Below are 19,061 nucleotides of genomic sequence, written 5' to 3' on the forward strand. Positions count from 1 at the left end.
ATCCGCGGCTGTCACAGAAATTGTCGAAACTCCAGGGAGAACTCGGCGGCTATCGACGTTGGCGCGTGCTTGCGCGTGTTGGCGCGTGCTTGCGCGTGTTGGCGCGCCGCTGCGCTCGAGATCATCGAGCCAGGGAGTGCGCACACTGGCCCTGGCGGTGCGCGGATCGAGGTCTCTCGTGCCCGGAAGACGCGAGCTCGCGCCGCGCAGGCGCGTTACGCAGCCCGTCAAACAGCCTCGCTGGCCCGCGCCGCCGCCGGGGCGGCGACTCGGGATCTCGGGCCCGCCGCGCGGCGCCCGCCCGGACAGGCGGGCTGGGCCGGCGAGCGGGGATACGCCCGCGTCGCGTCAGCGCTGCGGCTTGGGGGCGGGCGCGCGGCCGACGAGGCCGTAAAGGACGATCCGGTGGACCGCGGACAGCATCGCCAACGCCTCCTCGCGGGAGCTCTGGAACAGCCACGGAGGGGAGAAGCTCGCGTAGGCGCGGAGGAGCGCGCGCGCGGCGAGCTCCGGGTCCTCGGCGTCGAGCTCGCCCGCGCGGGCGCCGCGGGCGATGAGGTCGCGGAGGAGGGCGCGCTCCTCGTCGAGGAAGCGGGCGTGGGCCGCCTTCACGGCGCGGCTCTGGCAATGCACGAGGTCGCAGGCGTGCGCGCCCGAGCCGGCGAGCTCCAGGAAGGAGCGCGCGCGGGCGTCGAACACCGCGCGCAGCCGGTCGCAGAAGGGCAGGTCGTCCACGGCCGCGGCGGCGCGCATGGCGGCCATGACGGCGCGGTGCTGGCCCTGGGAGAGCTCCTCGACGATGGCGTCCTTCGAGGCGAACTCCAGGTACACGGCGCCGACCGCGATCTCGGCCTCGCGCGCGATGTCGGCGACGGTGGTCTTGGCAGGCCCGTACCGGCGGAGGAGCCGCTCTGTCGCCTCGAGGATCCGCTGACGCCGCTCGCTCGCGCCGCCGGGGTGACCGTGCTCCATGGCGTGAACGATGTTCTCTCGGATTCACGCCCGGGGGAAGCGTCCCGGCGAGGCGTCGGCGGGAACACCCCGGAGGCGGCGCGGACCCCGCGCGGCGCTGGGGGAGGCGCGGGCCGCGTGGACGGCGCGCGGGCGCCGGAGGAGGCGCGGGCGGCGCGCGGGCGCGGGGCCGGGGAGGCGCGCGACGGAGCCGAGCCATGACGTTGATTGCCGTCCGCCCGGCGGCTATCGTGGGCTGGCTTTGCGCCGGATTCTCCGCGAAGATCGCGCGTTTCACGCGATCCGCGATCCGGCGGGCCGAAGGGACCGATCGATGACGAGCACCGCGCCGACACACGACGAAGCCGGAGGGCTGGTTCGACAGGGGCAGGTGATCGCCGGCAAGTACCGCGTCGAGCGGGTGATCGGCGTCGGCGGGATGGGCGTCGTCGTCGCCGCCACCCACCTCCAGCTGGAGGAGCAGGTCGCGATCAAGCTGCTCCTGCCCTCGGCCGCCCACTCGCGCACGCTGGCCGAGCGCTTCGTGCGCGAGGCGCGCGCCGCGGTGAAGGTCAAGAGCGAGCACGTCGCCCGCGTGACCGACGTCGGGACGCTCGAGTCGGGCACCCCGTACATGGTGATGGAGTACCTGTCGGGCAGCGACCTCGCCGACGCGCTCCGCGCCGGCGGGCCCATGCCGCCGCAGATCGCCGTGGAATACGTGCTCCAGGCTTGCGAAGCGCTCGCCGAGGCGCACGCCGCGGGCATCGTCCACCGCGACCTCAAGCCGGCGAACCTGTTCCTGACGCGGCGCGCCGACGGCTCGCCGTGCGTGAAGGTGCTCGACTTCGGGATCTCGAAGGTGGCGACCGGCGGCGCCGATCCGCGGATCACCGACACCACGGCGGTGATGGGCTCGCCGCTCTACATGTCGCCGGAGCAGCTCAAGTCCGCGCGCGACGTCGACGCGCGCACCGACATCTGGTCGCTCGGCGTCATCCTGTTCGAGCTGCTCGCGGGCGCGCCGCCGTTCGACGGCGCGACCATGCCGCAGCTCTGCGTGGCGATCATGCAGGGGATCCCCCGCCCGCTCGCCTCGTTCCGCCCCGACGTGCCCCCGGCGCTCGAGGCGGTGATCCAGCGGTGCCTGGAGAAGCTGCCGGAGCGGCGGTTCCGCGACGTCGGGGCGCTGGCCGAGGCGCTCGCGCCGTTCGCGAGCGGGCGCGCGCGGGTCTCCATCGACCGGATCAGCGGGATCTCGCGGAGCTCGGCGCCGTCGCGGCCGGACGCCGCGGCGCGGAGCGGGACGATCTCGCCGACGATGGCGAGCACCTCCGCGCCGTGGACGGGGACGGTCGTGCGGCGGAAGCGGCCCGTGGGGCTCGTCGCGCTGGCCGGCATCGGCCTGTCGCTCGCCGTCGCGCTCGGGATCTTCGGCTTCCTGAGCGCCCGCGCGGGCCGCGACGGCGCCCCGGCCGAGCCGTCCGCCAGCGCCGCGGCGGCGCCGTCGCCGGCGGGCTCCGCGGCGCTGCCGGACGCGCCCGCGGCGCCGTCGCCGGCGGGCTCCGCGGCGTCGCCGGACGCGCCCGCGGCGCGCTCGCCGGCCGTCACGCCCGGCGGCGTCGAGGCGCCCTCGCCGACGGAGGAGCGCGCCGCGCCGGGCCCGGCCGCGGCCGCCTCCGCGACGCCGGCCGGCGGCAAGCCCGCGGCGGCGCGCCCGGCGAGCGCCGCTCCTCGACCCGCACCCGCACCCGCACCCGCGGGCGCCGCGGCCGCGCCGCAGCCCCGGACCGCCCGGCCGGCCGCCGCTCCTTCCGCCGCGCCGGCGAGCGGCAACCTGTTCGACGATCGCAAGTGAGGACACGACCATGACGAGCCTGCCCATGCAGCACCTCGGGCGCCTGCTGGCGCTCGCGATGTTCCTTGCCGCCCTCGTGGGGGGCGGCCGCGACGCCAGGGCCGACACGGCGGCGGCGCAGGCGCTGTTCGACGCGGCCCGGCAGCTGATGGCCCAGGGCAAGCACGCCGAGGCGTGCCCCAAGCTCGAGGAGAGCCAGCGGCTCGATCCCGGCATCGGCACGCAGTTCAACCTCGCGGCCTGCTACGAGCAGGTCGGCCGGACGGCGAGCGCCTGGTCGACGTTCCTCGACGTGGCGGGCGCGGCCAAGGCCGCCGGCCAGCCGGAGCGCGAGAAGGTCGCGCGGCAGCGCGCCACGGCGCTGGAGCCGAAGCTCATCCGGCTGACGATCACGGCGCCCGCGGACGCCCCGGCCGACCTCCAGGTGAAGCGCGACGGCGCCCTCGTGGGGCGCGCGCAGTGGGGCACGCCGGTGCCCGTGGATCCCGGAAAGCACACGATCGAGGCCTCCGCCGCCGGCCGATCGCCGTTCGTGAAGACCGTCGAGCTCAACAAGGCCGGCGCCTCGGAGACGGTGGCCGTCCCGCAGCTCGCGGGCGCGCCGGCCCGCGCCGCCGCCCCGCCGGTGAGCGGCCCCGCCGCGCCGCCGCCGGCGCGCGCCGCCGCACCGCCGGCGAGCGGCGCCGCGCTCGCGCCTGTGGCCGGGCGCGCGCCAGCCCCCCCGCCGCAGCCGCTGACCCGGCGCCGCAGCAAGGGGATGATGGTCACGGGCATCGTCCTGACGAGCATCGGCGCCGTGGCCCTCCTCGGCGGGGGCCTGGCGATCGCCGCGAGCTCGGCCACGGACCCGGATTACACCGGGGATCCCACCGACCCGTTCGAGGAAGATTTCACCTACGAGGAAGATGCCAGCGCGGAGGACGCCGGGGTCGCGCTCATCGTCGGCGGGGTCGTCTTCGCCGGCGTCGGCATCCCGCTCGCCATCGTCGGCGGCCGCAAGGTGCCGGTCCAGCCGGAGAAGAAGGCCGCCTCCGCGCCGCCGCCCGAGCTCGTCCTCGGCCCGCGTTACGCCGGGCTCCGCTGGTCCATGTGAGCGCCCTCACTCCGGATCGATGCGGTACACGGCGCCGCCGCCGAAATCCGTGACGTAGACCTCGCCCGTGCCGTCCTGCCCGAAGCTGGCGAGCTTGAAGCGGAACGACCCGAGATCGTCCGTCCGGTCGACGGGCGCCGACGCCACCCCGCCCTCGTACCTCAGCGTCCAGATCCGGCCGCTGCAGTAGTCGCCGAACAGGTAGCTGCCCCGGAGCCAGGGGATCTTGCTGCCCCGGTAGACGTAGCCGCCGGTGACCGAGCAATCCTCGATCACTTGCCCCGCATGGCCGTATTCGGCGGCAGGGAGCGTGGTGGTGCCCTCGGGATCGCAGTTTTCCGCCGGCGAGAAGCAGTGCGCGCCCTCCATGACGCGCCAGCCGTAGTTCTTCCGGCCCTGCCCCGCCGGCTCGATGTTGATCTCCTCCCAGAGCCGCTGTCCGACGTCGGCGATGTAGAGATCGCCCGTGCACGCGTCGAAGCTGAAGCGGTACGGGTTGCGCAGGCCATAGTCCCAGATCTCGGGCAGGACGCCCTCGCCGGTCATGTTGCCTTCCGGGATGCGGTACGGGTGCGTCGAGACGTCGAGGCGAAGGATCTTCCCGAGCCACGTCGTGAGATCCTGGCCATTGCCGATGGGCGAGTGGCCGGGGCCGGAATCGTTGCTGTTGCCGCCGTCGCCGAGCGCGAGATAGAGAAAGCCGTCGACGGGGCTGAACTCGAGCGAGCCGCCGTTGTGGTTGCGCGCCGGCTGCGCCTGCTCGAGGTAGGTGGCCACCGGCGTCGGATTGGCCACGTCCGGGCGCTCGCCCCGCGCGAACTCGACGACGCGCGTATCGCCGCCCGTCGCCTTGTCGGAGTAGTGGACGAAGAAGCGGCCGTTGCTCTCGTACTCCGGGTGGAACGCGAGCCCGAGGAGGCCGCGCTCGTCCGCGAAGACGGTGAGGTCCCGGATGTCGAGGAAGACCGTCGGCTCGGTCGCCCCCTCGTCGAGGACGAGGATCTGACCGGGCTGCGTCACGATGAAGAGCCGCGTCGGGTCGCCCGGCGCGGATTTCACGAGGATCGGGGATGCGAGGCCGGTGACGAGCGGGGTGAGCTTCAGCGCGCCCTCGTCCTCGGACGGCGGCGCGCAGCTCAGCCGCGCGCCGCCCCCGCCGGTCGCGCCATCGCCGCCGTCACCGCCGGCCCCGCCCTCGCCGGCGCCGCCCCCGCCGGAGCTGCCCCCGGCATCGCCGCTTCCGCCGGCGCCGCCGTCACCGCCGGCGCCGCTCCCGCCCGGCCCGCCGGTCGAGGAGGCCGAGGAGGCCGCGCCGCCGGTGCCGAGGGGCAGCGGGGAGATCGATTCGTCGCGCGAGCACGCGAAGAAGGCGAGCCCGGCCGCCACCGGAAGCGCGATGACCAGGAGGGGCGATAGGGCAGAGTTCGATGGCCTCATCACGGCAAGATATCGCAGATCTCCGTCCCACGAGGCGAAGATCTGGTGTTCGCGGACGGCGCTCCCGCGCATGGCGCGATCGAGCGCACGCCGGACGGCGCTGCTCCGGGATCGCCTGAGCGCGCGGCTCCCGGGGCGCGCGCGAGGCGAGCTCCCGGCGCGCGCGAGACGAGATCGCGAAACGACCCCGGCGATCTCCGCATCGATGGAGACGGCCGCCACGCCGCCCATCGAGCGAGGCCGGCTACACGAGATCATGGCATCCGTTTTTCCGCGCTGGAGCAACACCGCGTTCCGACTCGCCATCGCGGCCGTCCTCCTCGGCGGCGCGGCGGCCGTGGCGGCGCCGATGATCTACGTGCGCACGGAGTGGAACACCGGGCAGAACCTGCCCGTGCAGCAGCCGGTGCAGTTCGACCACAGGCACCATGTGCAGGACGACGCCATCGATTGCCGGTTCTGCCATTCCACGGTCGAGCGCGCCGGCACGGCGGGGATGCCGTCGACCGCGCTCTGCATGGGGTGTCACAGCCAGATCTGGAATCAGAGCCCCAAGCTCGAGCTCGTCCGGAGCAGCTATTTCTCGGACACCCCCATCGCCTGGAACCGCGTCACCGACGTCCCCGACTTCGTCTACTTCAACCACGCGATCCACGTGAACAAGGGGGTGGGCTGCGTGACGTGCCACGGCCGCGTGGACCAGATGCCCGACGTCCGGAAGGTGTCTCCGATGACGATGGGCTGGTGCCTCGCCTGCCACAGGGCGCCGGAGCGGCACCTCCGCCCGCCCTCCGCCGTCACGGACATGGAGTGGGACGCCGGCCCCGACGCGGAGCGGATCGGCCGCCAGATCGCGCAGCAGCTCGGCGTGCGGCGCCTCGAGCACTGCTCGACCTGCCACAGGTGAACGCGCGGGATCGAGGATCGAGCGGAGGCGCGGAGACGAGGAGACGGCATGCGGCGAACAGCGGAGAGCACTCGAGCCGGCGGCGCCGGCCGCCGAGGACCTGAAGAGGGATGATGGCTGATCAGAGACAGACCCCCTGGAGCGCGGCGCTCGACGGCAAGACGGGCAAGGCATACTGGCGCAGCCTCGCGGACCTCCTCGAATCGCCGGAGCTCCGCGAGGCCGCGGCGCGAGAGCTCCCCGGCGGCGGGGGCGACCCGGGCGCGGTGAGCCGGCGCGGCTGGCTCAAGCTCCTCGGCGCCAGCATGGCGCTCGCCGGCGTCTCCGGGTGCCGAGCGACGCCCGCGGACAAGATCGTGCCCTATGTGACGACCCCGCCGGAGGTGACGCCGGGGATCCTCCGGTACTACGCCACCAGCCTGGAGCTCGACGGGTTCGCCACGGGCATCCTCGTCGAGAACCACGAGGGGCGGCCGACGAAGGTCGAGGGCAACCCGGAGCACCCGGCGAGCCTCGGCGCGACCGGCGTTTACGAGCAAGCGTCGGTGCTCGGCCTCTACGATCAGCACCGGGCGCGCGCTGCGCGGCGCGGCGCGGCGCCGGCGGCGTGGCAGGCGTTCGTCGAGCAGTTCGGCGCACCGCGACCCGACCGCGGCGCCGGGCTCCGGTTCGTCCTCCGGCCGACCGGCTCGCCGCTCGTCCTCGACCTCATCGGCCGCGTCCAGGCGCGCCATCCGGCCGCGCGGTTCACGTTCTACGCGCCCGCCCGGTCGGCCAATCCGGCGCGCGGGGCCGCGCTCGCCTTCGGCGCGCCGCTCCAGGCCCAGTACGACTTCCGGGCGGCGGACGTCATCCTCGCGCTCGACGCCGACTTCCTCTCGTCGGTGCCGTTCAGCGCGCGGTATGCGCGCCAGTTCGCCGAGCGCAGGCGCGTCGGCTCGCCGACGGGCACCATGAACCGCCTCTACGTCGTCGAGCCCGGGCTGAGCCCGACCGGGAGCATGGCCGACCACCGGCTGCGCAAGCGCCCGAGCGAGGTGCCGGCGCTCGCCGCGGCGATCGCGGCGGAGCTCTTCCTCGCGGTCGGCCCGCGCCCCGGGGCCATCCCGCCCCAGGCGCTCGGCGCGCTCGAGCCGCTCCGGGCGCACGTGCGCGCCGAGGAGCAGCCGCTCGTCCGGGCGCTCGCGCGCGACCTCGCGCGCGGCGCCGCGGCGAGCGTCGTCGTCGCGGGGGAGCGGCAGCCCGCGCCGGTCCACGCGCTCGCGCACCTCATGAACGCGGCGCTCGGCAACGACCGCGCCGCGTGGGTCACCGGGCCGACCCTGATCTCGGCCGGCGCCGCCGAGCAGGAGCTCGCCGCGCTCGCCGACGAGATCCGGCGCGGCGGCGTCGATACGCTGGTGATCCTCGAGGACAACGTGGCCTACACGGCGCCCGCGGATCTCGAGCTCGCGGCGCTGCTCCGCTCCGTCCCGAACCGCGTCTACCTCGGGCTCTACGAGGACGAGACCGCGGCCGCCTGCGGCTGGTTCGTGCCCGCCGCGCACGAGCTCGAGGCCTGGGGCGACGCCCGCGCCTACGACGGCACGATCTCGATGGTCCAGCCGCTCATCGAGCCGCTCTTCGGTGGCAGGACCGCCTCCGAGGTGCTCGCCGTGTTCGCGGGCGAGCCGCGCCGGAGCGCCCGCCAGCTCCTGCGCGACGCCTGGTCGGCGCGGCGGGGCGGCGCCGACTTCGAGGCGTTCTGGGAGGAGGCGCTCCGGCGCGGGCTCGTCGAGGGCAGCGCGGCCCCGCGCGAGGGCGCCGCGCTGCGGCCCGACGGGGCGCTCGCGGCCCTCGGGCAGCTCGCGGCGGCGGTCCCGGCGCCGGCGGCGGTCCTGGAGGTCGCCTTCTCGGTGGACGCGAGCGTGTATGACGGCCGGTTCGCCAACAACCCGTGGCTGCTCGAGCTGCCCGATCCGATGACCAAGCTCACCTGGGACAACGCCGCGCTGCTCAGCCCGGACACGGCCAGAGCGCTCGGCGTCGACAGCGAGGATGTGGTCGATCTCGAGCTCCGGGGGCGGGCGATCTCGATACCGGTCCTCGTCGCGCCGGGGCACGCCGACGGCGTGGTGTCGCTCGCGCTCGGCTACGGGCGGAGCGGCGCCGAGTCGATCGCCTCTGGGGTGGGGGCCGACGCGTACCGGCTCCGCACCGCGGACGCGCCGTTCTTCGCGGCGGGCGTCTCGGCGCGCAAGCGGCCGGATCAGAAGCACCGGCTCGCCCTGACGCAGAAGCACTTCAGCGTGCACGGGCGGCCCATCGCGCTCTCTGTCCCCCTCGCCGTCTACCGCGAGCACCCCGACTTCACGAGCGCGTTCAAGGGGCCGGTGCCGTCCCTCATGCCCGCGGTGTCGGCCCCCGGGGTGCCTCTCGCGCAATGGGCCATGACGATCGATCTCTCGATCTGCACCGGGTGCAGCGCGTGCGTCGTCGCGTGCCAGGCCGAGAACAACGTCCTCGTGGTGGGCAGGGACGAGGTCCTGAACAGCCGCGAGATGCACTGGCTCCGCATCGACACGTATTACTCCGGCGACCCGCGCGACCCGGGCGTCGTCCACCAGCCCATGCTGTGCCAGCACTGCGAGAAGGCGCCGTGCGAGTACGTGTGCCCGGTCAACGCGACCACGCACAGCCCCGACGGCCTCAACGAGATGACCTACAACCGCTGCGTCGGGACGCGGTTCTGCTCGAACAACTGCCCCTACAAGGTCCGCCGCTTCAACTGGTTCGATTACCACGAGCTCCACGCCTACAACACGGGGCTCGCGAGGCTCCAGCGCAACCCCGACGTGACCGTGCGGGAGCGCGGCGTCATGGAGAAGTGCACGTACTGCGTCCAGCGGATCCGCCGCGCGGAGATCGCGGCGCGCGTCGAGGAGCGCGGGATCCGCCCGGGCGAGGTCGTCACGGCGTGCCAACAGGCCTGTCCGACGCGGGCGATCCAGTTCGGGGCGCTCGAGCACGCAGAGACGCCGATGGTCGCGTGGCGGAACGAGCCGCGGAGCTACGCGGTGCTGCACGACCAGGGGACCCGGCCGAGGACGATGTACCTCGCGCGCGTCGACAACGAGAACCCGGAGCTCGGCGAGCCGTGACACAACCCCTCATCCTCGGGAGGCCTACCGACGAGGCCCTCTCGGAAGAGCTGCTGTCGGTCGTCTGGAAGCCGCGGTCGCGGCTCTGGTGGGCGGCGTTCGCGGTCACCGGCGCAGGGACGATCGTGCTCTTGACGCTCGTCACCTACACCATCGTGAGCGGCATCGGCGTCTGGGGCAACAACATCCCGGTGGGCTGGGCGTTCGGGATCATCAACTTCGTGTTCTGGATCGGCATCGGGCACGCCGGGACGTTCATCTCGGCGATCCTGCTCCTGCTCGAGCAGCGTTGGCGCACGAGCATCAACCGGTTCGCCGAGGCGATGACCCTCTTCGCGGTCGTCCAGGCAGGCCTTTACCCGCTCCTGCACCTCGGCCGGCCGTGGTTCGCGTACTGGCTCATCCCCTACCCCTCCACGCTGAGGGCCTGGCCTCAGTTCAAGAGCGCGCTGCCCTGGGACGCGGCGGCGATCTTCACGTACTTCACCGTCTCTCTCGTGTTCTGGTACCTCGGGCTCGTCCCCGACTTCGCGTCCCTCCGCGATCGGGCGCCCGATCGCGGCCGCCGGGTGATCTACGGCATCCTGTCGCTCGGCTGGCGCGGCTCCGCGCGAGACTACCGCCATTATCGCCTCCTCTACGGCCTCCTCGCCGGCCTCGCCACGCCGCTCGTCCTCTCGGTGCACTCGATCGTGAGCAGCGACTTCGCGATATCGCTCGTCCCGGGGTGGCACTCGACCATCTTCCCCCCGTTCTTCGTCGCCGGCGCCATCTTCTCCGGCTTCGCGATGGTGCTCACGCTCCTCATCCCGGCGCGCCGGATCTTCCACCTGGAGCGCGTCGTCACCCAGCGGCACCTTGACAACCTCAGCAAGCTGACGCTCGTCACGGGCTGGATCGTCATCTACTCGTACATCATCGAGCTCTTCGCGGCCTGGTACAGCGGCTCGGAGTACGAGATCTACCAGTTCTTCGTCGCGCGCCCGAGCGGGCCGAACGCCGCCGTCTTCTGGGCGCAGATGTTCTGCAACGTCGCCGTCCCGCAGCTGCTCTGGTCCTCGCGCGTCCGCAGCAACATGATCCTGCTCTGGATCGTCTCGATTCTCGTGAACGTCGGGATGTGGTCGGAGCGGTTCGTGATCATCGTCATGGGGCTGCAGCGCGAGTTCATCCCGTCCGGGTGGCACGCCTACGGCCCGACGTGGGTCGATCTCACGCTGTTCGCCGGGACGTTCTGCTTCTTCCTGTTCCTCTTCCTCATCTTCCTGCGCCTGTTGCCGTTCATCCCGGTGGCCGAGGTCAAGGAGCTGAACCGCGAGATCAGCAAGGAGGAGCACTGATGCGGAGAGGTCTGCTCGCCGAGTTCGAGACGCCGGAGGCGATGCTCCTGGCGATCGCGGAGCTCAGGAGCCGCGGGTACCGCAGGCTCGACGCGTTCACGCCGTACCCGGTGCACGGCGTCGACGAGGCGCTCGGCCTGCGCCGCTCGCCGCTCAACTGGATCGTCCTGCCGTTCGCGCTCGCGGGCGCCGCGGGGGGCTACCTCGTCCAGTGGCACAACAACGCGTACGACTATCCCCTCAACATCGGCGGGCGGCCGGGGCACGCGCCCCCGGCGTTCGTGCCGATCACCTTCGAGATGACGGTGCTCGCCGCCGCCCTGGCGGGGTTCGTCGTGATGCTCGTCCTCGCGCGGCTGCCCGAGCTCTGGAACCCGATCTTCGATGTCCCGGGGTTCGAGCGCGCCACCATCGATCGATTCTGGATAGGCATCGACGCCCGCGACCCGGCGCTCATCAGCCCCCTCGCCGAGCGCGATCTCACCGATCTCGGCGCGCTCGCCGTCGCCTGGGCCGGGAAGGGGCGCGCATGAACCGCGGCCGCCTCCTCCCGCTCGCCTGCCTGGCCGCGGCGCTCTGCCTCTCGTGCACCCCGTCGACCCCGGCCGATCCCGAGCCCGGGGACGCCGACGCGCTGGACCTCGAGCGCATGCTCCGCCAGGCGCGCTACGTCCCCTACCAGCCCTCGGAGCTCTTCAACGACGGCTCCGTCATGCGCCGCCCGCCCGAGGGCACCGTGCCGAACGACCGCGCGACCGGCGATCCCGGGCTGACGCGCGGGGTCGCGGGCGGCGCGTACGTGACGCGCATCCCGGTCCCGGTGACGCTCGATCTGCTCCGGTACGGCAAGGAGCGCTTCGAGATCTTCTGCGCCGCCTGCCACGGGATCGCCGGAGACGGCGAGTCGGAGGTCGCGCGCAACATGACCCAGCGCCGCCCGCCGTCGCTCGTCGACGCGCGCGTGCAGGCGTTCCCGCCCGGCCGCATCTACCAGGTCATCGTCGAGGGCTACGGGCTCATGCGGTCTTATGAGCCGAACATCCCGCTCGGCGAGCGCTGGGCGATCGTCGCCTATGTGAAGGCGCTCGGGAGGAGCCGCGCCGCCGCGCTCGACGCGCTCCCTCCACCCCTCCGCGAGCGCGCCCGGAAGGAGCTCCCGTGAACCTCCGCATCCCCGTCTTCCGGGGCGGCCGCGCGATCGTCACGCGCTCGCTCGGCCTCGCCCTCGTCGGCGCCGCGCTGCTCGTCGCCGGCGCGTTCGTGGATCGCGAGCGGCTCTTCTACGCCTACCTCGCGGCCTACGCCTACGCCGTGACCACGGCGGTCGGCGCGCTCATCTTCCTCATGATCTGCCACGCCATGAACGCGACGTGGCCGGTGGCCGTCCGCCGCCTCGCGGAGGCGATCGTCGGCGCGCTGCCGCTCCTCGCCGTGCTGTTCCTCCCGCTCCTGTTCGGGCTGGACGCGCTCTACGGCGAGTGGCTTCATCCCGAGACCATCCGCGAAGAGCACGTGAGGGAGGTGGTGCTGCACAAGCAGCCTTACCTGAACCTCCCCTTCTTCCTCGTCAGGACGGCGATCTATTTCGCGGTCTGGCTCGCCTTCGGCGCCCTGCTCCGGCGCGGCTCGCTCCGGGGCGACGCGACCCCGGCGCTCGCGGCCGGCGGCCACCTCCGCGTGTTCAGCGTCGTCGGCCTCCCGCTCGTCGCGCTCACGCTCTCGTTCGCCTCGTTCGACTGGCTCATGTCCCTCGCGCCGACGTGGGTCTCGACGATGTTCCCCGTCTACGTCTTCGCCGGCGGCTTCGTCGCGGCGATAGCGCTGCTCACGGTCCTCGCGTTCGCCGCCGAGCGCGCCGGGCTCCTGCCCGGGCTCGGCGCGTCGCACTACTACGCCCTAGGCCGGCTGCTCCTCGCCTTCACCATCTTCTGGGCCTACGCCGCCTTCTTCCAGTTCATGCTGATATGGATCACGGACAGGCCCGAGGAGATCGAGTTCTTCCTGCGCCGCTCCCACGGCCCATGGCGGACAGAGACGCTCGTCCTCGTGCTCGCGCGGTTCGTGATCCCGTTCGCGATCCTGCTCAATTACCGGATCAAGCGGCGGCCGGCCTGGCTGTCGGCGATCGCCGCCTGGGTCGTCGCCGCGCACTACCTCGACATGCACTGGCTGGTCGTGCCCGAGGTCCCGGGCGCGCGCGCGCCGCTCCACTGGCTCGATCTGGCGGCGCTCCTCGCCGTGATCGGCGCGAGCGTCGCGTTCGCCGCGCTGCGCATGCGCAATAAGCCGCTCGCCCCCATCAACGACCCGGCCCTGCCGGCCGCCCTCCGCTACGAGAGCGTATGACGTCCCATTACCGCCGCCCCGACGTTCGCCAGGAAGAGGATCTCCTCCCCTGGCGGAGGATCCTCGCCGTCGCGTTCGCCGTCGTCGTGATCTTCTTCCTCCTGGGCATCTGGTCGTGGATGATCCTGCGCGGCCGCGAGGCCGAGCTCCGCCCCGCGGGCAGGACCCTCGCGCGCGCCAAGGAGGGCTTCGAGCCGCGCGGCGTGGTGGCCGGGGTGGATCAGCGGCTCTTCCAGCGCACGGCCAGCGGCGAGGAGGGGCTCGGCACGATGCTGAACCGCAGGAAGCGCGAGGAGCTCGGCCGCTTCGGCTGGGCCGACCGGGGCCGCGGGATCGTGCAGATCCCGATCGAGGACGCGATGAGCCTCGTCGTGGAGGAGAGCCGCTGATGAGGATGCGCCCCGTGTCCACCGCCGCGCTCCTCGCCCTCGCGCTCTCGCGCGCGCCGCTCGCCGCCGCCGCGGATCCGCCGTCGCTCCCGCCCGCCGCGCGAGAGGCCGACATCGACGAGCGCCTCGGGGGCGCCGTGGACAAGGCCCTCCAGTTCACGGACATGGATGGACGGCGCGCGCCGCTCGCGGACCACTTCGACGGGCGGCGGCCGGTCCTCCTCGTCCTCGCCTATTACCGCTGCCCGACGCTCTGCGGCCTCGTGCTGCGCGGCCTCGTCGCCGGCATGGCGAAGCTCGATTACCGGCTGGGCGAGCAGTACCGCGCGCTCACGGTGAGCTTCGATCCGCGGGATACCCCGGAGTCCGCCGCGCGGAAGCGCGGAGCTGCCCTGTCGGCGCTCGGCGCGGCGGGCGCGCCCGATCGCGGGGCCTGGCCGTTCCTCACCGGCGAGCTCCCCGAGATCCGCGCGCTCGCCGGCGATCTCGGATTCCGGTTCGCGTACGACCCGCGGACCGAGCAGTACGCGCACCCCGCGGCGGTCTTCGTGCTCACGCCGGACGGCCGCATCTCCCGCTATCTCTATGGCATCGAGTTCTCCGCCCTCGACCTCCGGCTCGCGCTCCTCGAGGCCAGCCGCGGGCAGGTCGGCACCTCCCTGGATCGCGTCCTCATGACGTGTTATCGCTACGACCCGGCGAGCCGCCGCTACGGCCCTTACGTGGCCGGCTTCCTGCGGGTCGGCGCGGCCTCCATCCTGACCTGGGTCGCCGCGCTGCTCGCCTTCTTTGGCTGGCAGGGGCGGCGGCGCAGGCGGCGGGAGGGCGCGCGATGAACGACCTCCTGCGCCAGCTGCTCTTCCTGCCCGAACAGCGCTCCTCGCTGGCCGGCGAGGTCGACGGGCTGCACTACTTCGTCATCCTGGTGACGATGGGGGGCGCCGCCCTGATCACGCTGATCGGCGGATATTTCCTCATCCGCTATCGCCGCCGGGTCCAGGACACCTCGCGGCCTCACCCCGGGGCCTTCGCGCGGCCGGCGCTCTTCCTGGAGACTGCGGCGCTCTTCGGCCTCGGGTTCCTGTTCCTCACCTTCTGGAACATCGGCACGCGCCAGTTCGTCGACCTGCGCACGCCGCCGGAGGACGCGCTCGACGTCTACGTCACGGCCAAGCAGTGGATGTGGAAGTTCAGCTATCCGGAGGGAGAGAGCATGATCTCGGTGCTCTACGTCCCTGCGCGCAGGCCGGTGAGGCTCGTCATGACGTCGCGGGACGTCGTCCACAGCTTCTTCGTGCCCGAGTTCCGCATCAAGCAGGACGTCGTCCCGGGCCGGTATACCACCGTCTGGTTCGAGGCGAGCGAGCCGGGCGCGTACCCCATCCTCTGCACCGAGTACTGCGGCACGAGCCACTCCGAGATGCGCGGCCAGGTGATCGCGCTCGCCCCGGCCGACTACGAGCGCTGGCTCGCGGGCGGCGCGGCGAGCACGCCGGCGTTCGCGCAGGAGGCCGCCGACCGGACCGAGCTCGCCGCCGCGGAGCCGACGATGCCCCAGCGCGGCGAGCGCGCCGCCGCGCGGCACAACTGCCTCCGCTGCCACACGCTCGACGGCACGCAGCACGTCGGCCCCACCTGGGCCGGGCTCTACCGCACCGTCGTGCCGCTCGAGGGCGGCGGCGAGCGCGTCGCCGACGAGGCCTACATCACGGAGTCGATCATGGATCCGCTCGCCGTCCTGCACCGCGGCTTCTCGCCGGTCATGCCGTCGTACCTGGGGCAGATCACGCCGCCCGACGTCGCCGCGATCATCGAGCTCATCAAATCGATCCGCGACGTCCCCCACGGCCCCGTGGTGCCGTGGGACGGCGTCAGCGGAGGCGGCGCCCCGGCGCCGGGAGGGATGACGACGCCATGACGGCCCATGAGATCGAGGGGACAGCGCCCGTTCACGGCTCGCACGAGCTCGATTACCTCCGCGCCGGCGCCGGCGTGCGATCGTGGCTGCTCACGACCGATCACAAGCGCATCGGGCTCATGTTCTATGCGCTGATCGTGCTGATGCTCCTGCTCGGCGGCGCCTTCGCGCTCGTCCTCCGGACGGAGCTCTTGACCCCCGGGCCCACCGTCATCGACGCGACGACCTACAACCGCATGTTCACGCTCCACGGCGTGGTCATGGTGTGGCTCTTCATGATCCCGTCGATCCCGAACGTCTTCGGGAACTTCTTCCTCCCGCTCATGATCGGCGCCAAGGATCTCGCCTTCCCGCGCCTCAACCTGGCGAGCCTCTACGTCTACGCGGCCGGCGCCGTGATCACGCTGGCGACGGCCATCGCCGGGGGCGCGGACACCGGGTGGACGTTCTACCCGCCGTACAGCACGACCACGCCCGCGGCCGTCCTGCCGATCGTGATCGGCATCTTCACCCTCGGCATGTCGTCGATCATGACGGCCGTGAACTTCATCGCGACGACGCACACGATGCGCGCCCGCGGCATCGGCTGGGGCAGGCTGCCGCTCTTCGTGTGGGCCAACTACGCGACGAGCGTCATCATGCTGCTCGCGACCCCCGTCCTCGGCCTCACGATCCTGCTCGTCGGGCTCGACCACATCTACCACTTCGGCGTCTTCGACCCGGCGCTCGGCGGCGATCCCGTGCTGTTCCAGCACCTGTTCTGGTTCTACTCCCACCCTGCCGTCTACATCATGGTGCTCCCGGCCCAGGGCGTCGTCAGCGAGGTCGTCTGCACCTTCTCCCAGCGGCAGCCGGCGTCCTACTGGGCGATCGCCCTCTCGTCGCTCGGCATCGCGTTCATCGGGTTCACGGGGTGGGGGCACCACATGTTCGTGGCCGGGATGAGCGAGTTCGACGCCGGGATCTTCGGCGCGCTCTCGATGTTCGTCGCGATCTTCTCCGCCATCAAGGTCTTCACCTGGGTGGCGACGCTGCAGAAGGGGTCCATTTATTTCAACACCCCGATGCTCTATTTCTTCTGGTTCCTGTTCCTCTTCGTCTTCGGCGGCATGACCGGCGTCGCCACGGCGACGCAGTCGCTCGACGTGCACTGGCACGACACCTACTTCGTCGTCGCCCACTTCCATTTCATCATGGTGGGCGGCACGCTCACCGCGTTCCTCGCGGCCGCGCACTACTGGTTCCCCAAGATGTTCGGCCGCATGTACTCCGAGGCGATGGGGCTGCTCACCTCGTTCGGCGTGTTCCTGGGGTTCATCCTGACGTTCCTCCCGCAGTTCCTGCTGGGCAACGCCGGGATGCCGCGCCGCTATTACAGCTATCCGGAGCAGTACCAGTGGCTGAACGTCCTCTCGACCGGCGGCGCTTACCTGCTCGCGGGCGCGCTCGTGCTCGCGCTCGTGAACCTCCTCGTCGCCCTGCGCTGGGGCGCGCGCGCCCCGGCCAATCCATGGAGGTCCCGGAGCTACGAGTGGGCGACGCCGCCCCTCCCGCCGGCGCACAACTTCCCCGTGACGCCGATCGTCGAGCGCGGCCCGTACGACTACCAGCTGACCGAGGAGGAGGCCCATGCCCGAATCTCAGCCGCCCTCTGAGCCGCTCGCCCCGGCGCGGCTCGCCATGCAGTTCGAGGATCTCGAGAAGCAGACCCACGCGGCGCACTTCGGGATGTGGATCTTCCTCGCCAGCGAGGTCCTCCTCTTCGGCGGCCTCTTCGCCCTGTACGCCGCCTACCGCGCGATGTTCGGCGCCGATTTCACCGCGGCGATCGCCCACAACAACGCCGTGATCGGCACGTCGAACACGGCGATCCTCCTGACGAGCAGCCTGCTCGTCGCGCTGAGCGTCCACGCCGTGCGCCTCGATCACCCCGCGAGGGCCGGCCGCCTCCTGCTCGGCGCCATCGCGCTCGGCCTCGCCTTCCTCGTGCTGAAGGGCGTCGAGTACACGGCGCACTTCCACGAGGGGATCTTCCCCGGCGCCGCCTACCGCTTCGAGGAGCTCCCGCAGGCGGGCGCGAAGGTGTTCTTCACGCTCTATTACCTGACGACCGGGCTCCACGCCATCCACGTCACGGCGGGGCTCGTGGTCCTCGGCTGGCTCGCGTGGGGGTGCTTCCGGCGCCGGTACGGCGCGGGCAACGAGACGCACGTCGAGCTCGGCGGGCTCTACTGGCACCTCGTCGACGTGATCTGGATCTTCCTCTGGCCGATGCTCTACCTGATGCACCGCTAACAGCACGCAGCGCCCATGATCGTCAAACACCTCTCCTTGCGGACCTACGTGATCGTCTGGCTCGTCCTGCTCGCGCTCACGCTGGCCTCGTACCTCCTCTCGCTGGCCCACCTCGGCCGGGCCGACGTCGTCGCGGCGCTGCTCATCGCCGCGGCGAAGACGGTGCTCGTGGTCCTCTTCTTCATGCACCTCATCGAACAGCGCTTCGCGAACGCCATGCCCATGATCGTGTCGGCCCTCCTCCTCGGCCTGCTGTTCACGCTGATGGTCAGCGACGTCGCGACGCGCGAGACGGTCTCGCGCGGCCCGATCCCGCCAGCGCCGCCGCCGCCCGAGGCCGCGGCCCCGCCCCGGTGATGCGGGGGTCGCCCCGTCGGGGCGCGCACGACGCCGATCTCACCGCATCGGCCGCCGCTCGGGTGACGCCGATCTCACCGCGTCGGCCGCCGCTCGCGCGACGCCGATCTCACCGCATCGGCCGCCGCTCGCGCGGGCTATCCACCGCCCCGGTTCGGTCCTACAAACACGTGCTCTCGGCGCTGCGCGGCGGCCATGCGGAATGGCGCCTGCGCCAGGGGCATTGCACGTTCGGCAGGAGCGACCATGAAGAGGTGGGTTGGACGGGCCGCGGTCTCGTGCGGTCTCGCCGCGGCGGCGTGCACCGCCGGCCCGGCGGACGCGCCGTGGGCCGCGGAGGGCGACGGGTCTCTGGTGCTGGACTGGGCGGCGCGCGCCCCGGCGGCGCTCCGCGGCGCTCCCGGGAACGACGCCCCGGCAGCGCCGTGCGCCGCGCGGGTCCTCCTCGCGGAGGGCTTCGCCGACAACGCGGCCCGGTGGAGCCTCGCGGCGGGCTGGGAGATCGGCCCGGCGCGCGCGTCCAGCGGCCATCGCGCGGGGTTCCCCGATCCGGCGAGCGATCACACGACGTCCGGCGACAACGGGGTCGCCGGCGTGCTCCTCGGCGGCGGCCCGAGCGTCAACGCCTCGCACCCGCAGCGTTACCTGACGAGCCCGGCCGTCGACGCGGCCGCGAGCGGGCGAGTCACGCTGTCGTTCTGGCGCTGGCTGAACACGACCTACCGCAACAAGGCCCGTGTCGAGGTCTTCGACGGCGCGCGCTGGAGGATCCTCTACGAGTCTCCTCACGAGGACGTCGCCGAGTCCGCATGGACGAACGTCACGTACGATCTCACGCCCTACAAGAACCGGAGTCTCCGGGTGCGGTTCGGCTACAGCGCCGTGCTCGCCTTCGGCGGCGCGCCCACGTCCGGGTGGAACATCGACGACGTGCAGATCAGCGCGTGCCGCTAGCCGACCGCGGTTGACCGCGGAGCTCGGGAGCGCGGCAGAAGAGATCGACCACCATCAACTATTTCCACTCTCATCC

17 protein-coding genes are annotated in these 19,061 nt (G+C 72.3%); 15 read left to right on the plus strand and 2 right to left on the minus strand.

What is annotated here, in order from left to right; translation table 11 throughout:
* Nucleotides 1-348 precede the first annotated feature (348 nt).
* Nucleotides 349-972 carry a TetR/AcrR family transcriptional regulator gene (locus WME98_RS52665; protein WP_437949099.1) on the minus strand — a complete coding sequence of 208 codons (624 nt, stop codon included), beginning with the start codon at nucleotides 970-972 and terminating at the stop codon, nucleotides 349-351.
* 313 nt (nucleotides 973-1,285) lie between these two features.
* Here WME98_RS52665 and WME98_RS52670 point away from each other — a divergent pair, with 313 nt between their 5' ends.
* On the plus strand, nucleotides 1,286-2,809 hold the full coding sequence (locus WME98_RS52670) for a serine/threonine-protein kinase (RefSeq protein ID WP_437949100.1): 1,524 nt from the start codon (nucleotides 1,286-1,288) through the stop codon (nucleotides 2,807-2,809).
* A gap of 10 nt (nucleotides 2,810-2,819) precedes the next feature.
* Nucleotides 2,820-3,902: a hypothetical protein gene (locus WME98_RS52675; protein WP_437949101.1), complete on the plus strand. Its 1,083-nt coding sequence runs from the start codon at nucleotides 2,820-2,822 to the stop codon at nucleotides 3,900-3,902.
* A gap of 6 nt (nucleotides 3,903-3,908) precedes the next feature.
* Here WME98_RS52675 and WME98_RS52680 read toward each other — a convergent pair whose 3' ends face one another.
* On the minus strand, nucleotides 3,909-5,339 hold the full coding sequence (locus WME98_RS52680; RefSeq protein WP_437949102.1) for a PQQ-dependent sugar dehydrogenase: 1,431 nt from the start codon (nucleotides 5,337-5,339) through the stop codon (nucleotides 3,909-3,911).
* Between the two features lie 256 nt (nucleotides 5,340-5,595).
* Between WME98_RS52680 and WME98_RS52685 the strand changes: the two genes are divergently transcribed.
* The 13 genes from WME98_RS52685 (at nucleotide 5,596) to WME98_RS52745 (ending at nucleotide 18,985) form a co-directional block, all read left to right on the plus strand.
* Nucleotides 5,596-6,246: a cytochrome c3 family protein gene (locus WME98_RS52685; protein WP_129577074.1), complete on the plus strand. Its 651-nt coding sequence runs from the start codon at nucleotides 5,596-5,598 to the stop codon at nucleotides 6,244-6,246.
* A 113-nt stretch (nucleotides 6,247-6,359) separates the two neighbouring features.
* Nucleotides 6,360-9,386, plus strand: coding sequence for a TAT-variant-translocated molybdopterin oxidoreductase (locus WME98_RS52690; protein ID WP_437949103.1), 3,027 nt, complete (start codon nucleotides 6,360-6,362; stop codon nucleotides 9,384-9,386).
* Complete coding sequence (gene nrfD, locus WME98_RS52695) at nucleotides 9,383-10,726, plus strand: NrfD/PsrC family molybdoenzyme membrane anchor subunit (protein WP_129577076.1); 1,344 nt, start codon at nucleotides 9,383-9,385, stop codon at nucleotides 10,724-10,726. The genes WME98_RS52690 and nrfD overlap by 4 nt, the downstream gene beginning before the upstream one ends.
* Complete coding sequence (locus WME98_RS52700) at nucleotides 10,726-11,259, plus strand: DUF3341 domain-containing protein (RefSeq protein ID WP_437604772.1); 534 nt, start codon at nucleotides 10,726-10,728, stop codon at nucleotides 11,257-11,259. Before nrfD ends, WME98_RS52700 begins: the two co-directional genes overlap by 1 nt.
* Nucleotides 11,256-11,888, plus strand: a complete 633-nt coding sequence (locus WME98_RS52705; protein ID WP_437949104.1) for a c-type cytochrome — start codon at nucleotides 11,256-11,258, stop codon at nucleotides 11,886-11,888. Before WME98_RS52700 ends, WME98_RS52705 begins: the two co-directional genes overlap by 4 nt.
* Nucleotides 11,885-13,072, plus strand: a complete 1,188-nt coding sequence (locus WME98_RS52710) for a hypothetical protein (RefSeq protein ID WP_437949105.1) — start codon at nucleotides 11,885-11,887, stop codon at nucleotides 13,070-13,072. The genes WME98_RS52705 and WME98_RS52710 overlap by 4 nt, the downstream gene beginning before the upstream one ends.
* Nucleotides 13,069-13,461 carry a hypothetical protein gene (locus tag WME98_RS52715; RefSeq protein ID WP_437949106.1) on the plus strand — a complete coding sequence of 131 codons (393 nt, stop codon included), beginning with the start codon at nucleotides 13,069-13,071 and terminating at the stop codon, nucleotides 13,459-13,461. The genes WME98_RS52710 and WME98_RS52715 overlap by 4 nt, the downstream gene beginning before the upstream one ends.
* Nucleotides 13,461-14,297 carry an SCO family protein gene (locus WME98_RS52720; protein ID WP_437949107.1) on the plus strand — a complete coding sequence of 279 codons (837 nt, stop codon included), beginning with the start codon at nucleotides 13,461-13,463 and terminating at the stop codon, nucleotides 14,295-14,297. Before WME98_RS52715 ends, WME98_RS52720 begins: the two co-directional genes overlap by 1 nt.
* A complete protein-coding gene (gene coxB / locus WME98_RS52725) occupies nucleotides 14,294-15,379 on the plus strand; it encodes a cytochrome c oxidase subunit II (RefSeq protein ID WP_129577082.1) in 1,086 nt (361 codons plus the stop codon). Before WME98_RS52720 ends, coxB begins: the two co-directional genes overlap by 4 nt.
* The gene (locus WME98_RS52730; RefSeq protein ID WP_437949108.1) at nucleotides 15,376-17,034 is read left to right on the plus strand and encodes a cytochrome c oxidase subunit I; all 1,659 of its coding nucleotides are present in this window, start codon (nucleotides 15,376-15,378) and stop codon (nucleotides 17,032-17,034) included. Before coxB ends, WME98_RS52730 begins: the two co-directional genes overlap by 4 nt.
* Nucleotides 17,009-17,674: a cytochrome c oxidase subunit 3 gene (locus WME98_RS52735; protein ID WP_437949109.1), complete on the plus strand. Its 666-nt coding sequence runs from the start codon at nucleotides 17,009-17,011 to the stop codon at nucleotides 17,672-17,674. The genes WME98_RS52730 and WME98_RS52735 overlap by 26 nt, the downstream gene beginning before the upstream one ends.
* Nucleotides 17,675-17,689: 15 nt before the next feature.
* Nucleotides 17,690-18,031: a cytochrome C oxidase subunit IV family protein gene (locus WME98_RS52740; protein WP_437949110.1), complete on the plus strand. Its 342-nt coding sequence runs from the start codon at nucleotides 17,690-17,692 to the stop codon at nucleotides 18,029-18,031.
* A 246-nt stretch (nucleotides 18,032-18,277) separates the two neighbouring features.
* Nucleotides 18,278-18,985 (plus strand): hypothetical protein, encoded by a 708-nt coding sequence (locus WME98_RS52745; protein WP_437949111.1) that lies wholly within the window; start codon nucleotides 18,278-18,280, stop codon nucleotides 18,983-18,985.
* The last annotated feature ends 76 nt before the right edge of the window (nucleotides 18,986-19,061 follow it).

The organism is Sorangium sp. So ce296 (assembly GCF_051529605.1).
Taxonomy (GTDB): Bacteria; Myxococcota_A; Polyangia; order Polyangiales; family Polyangiaceae; genus Sorangium; species Sorangium cellulosum_D.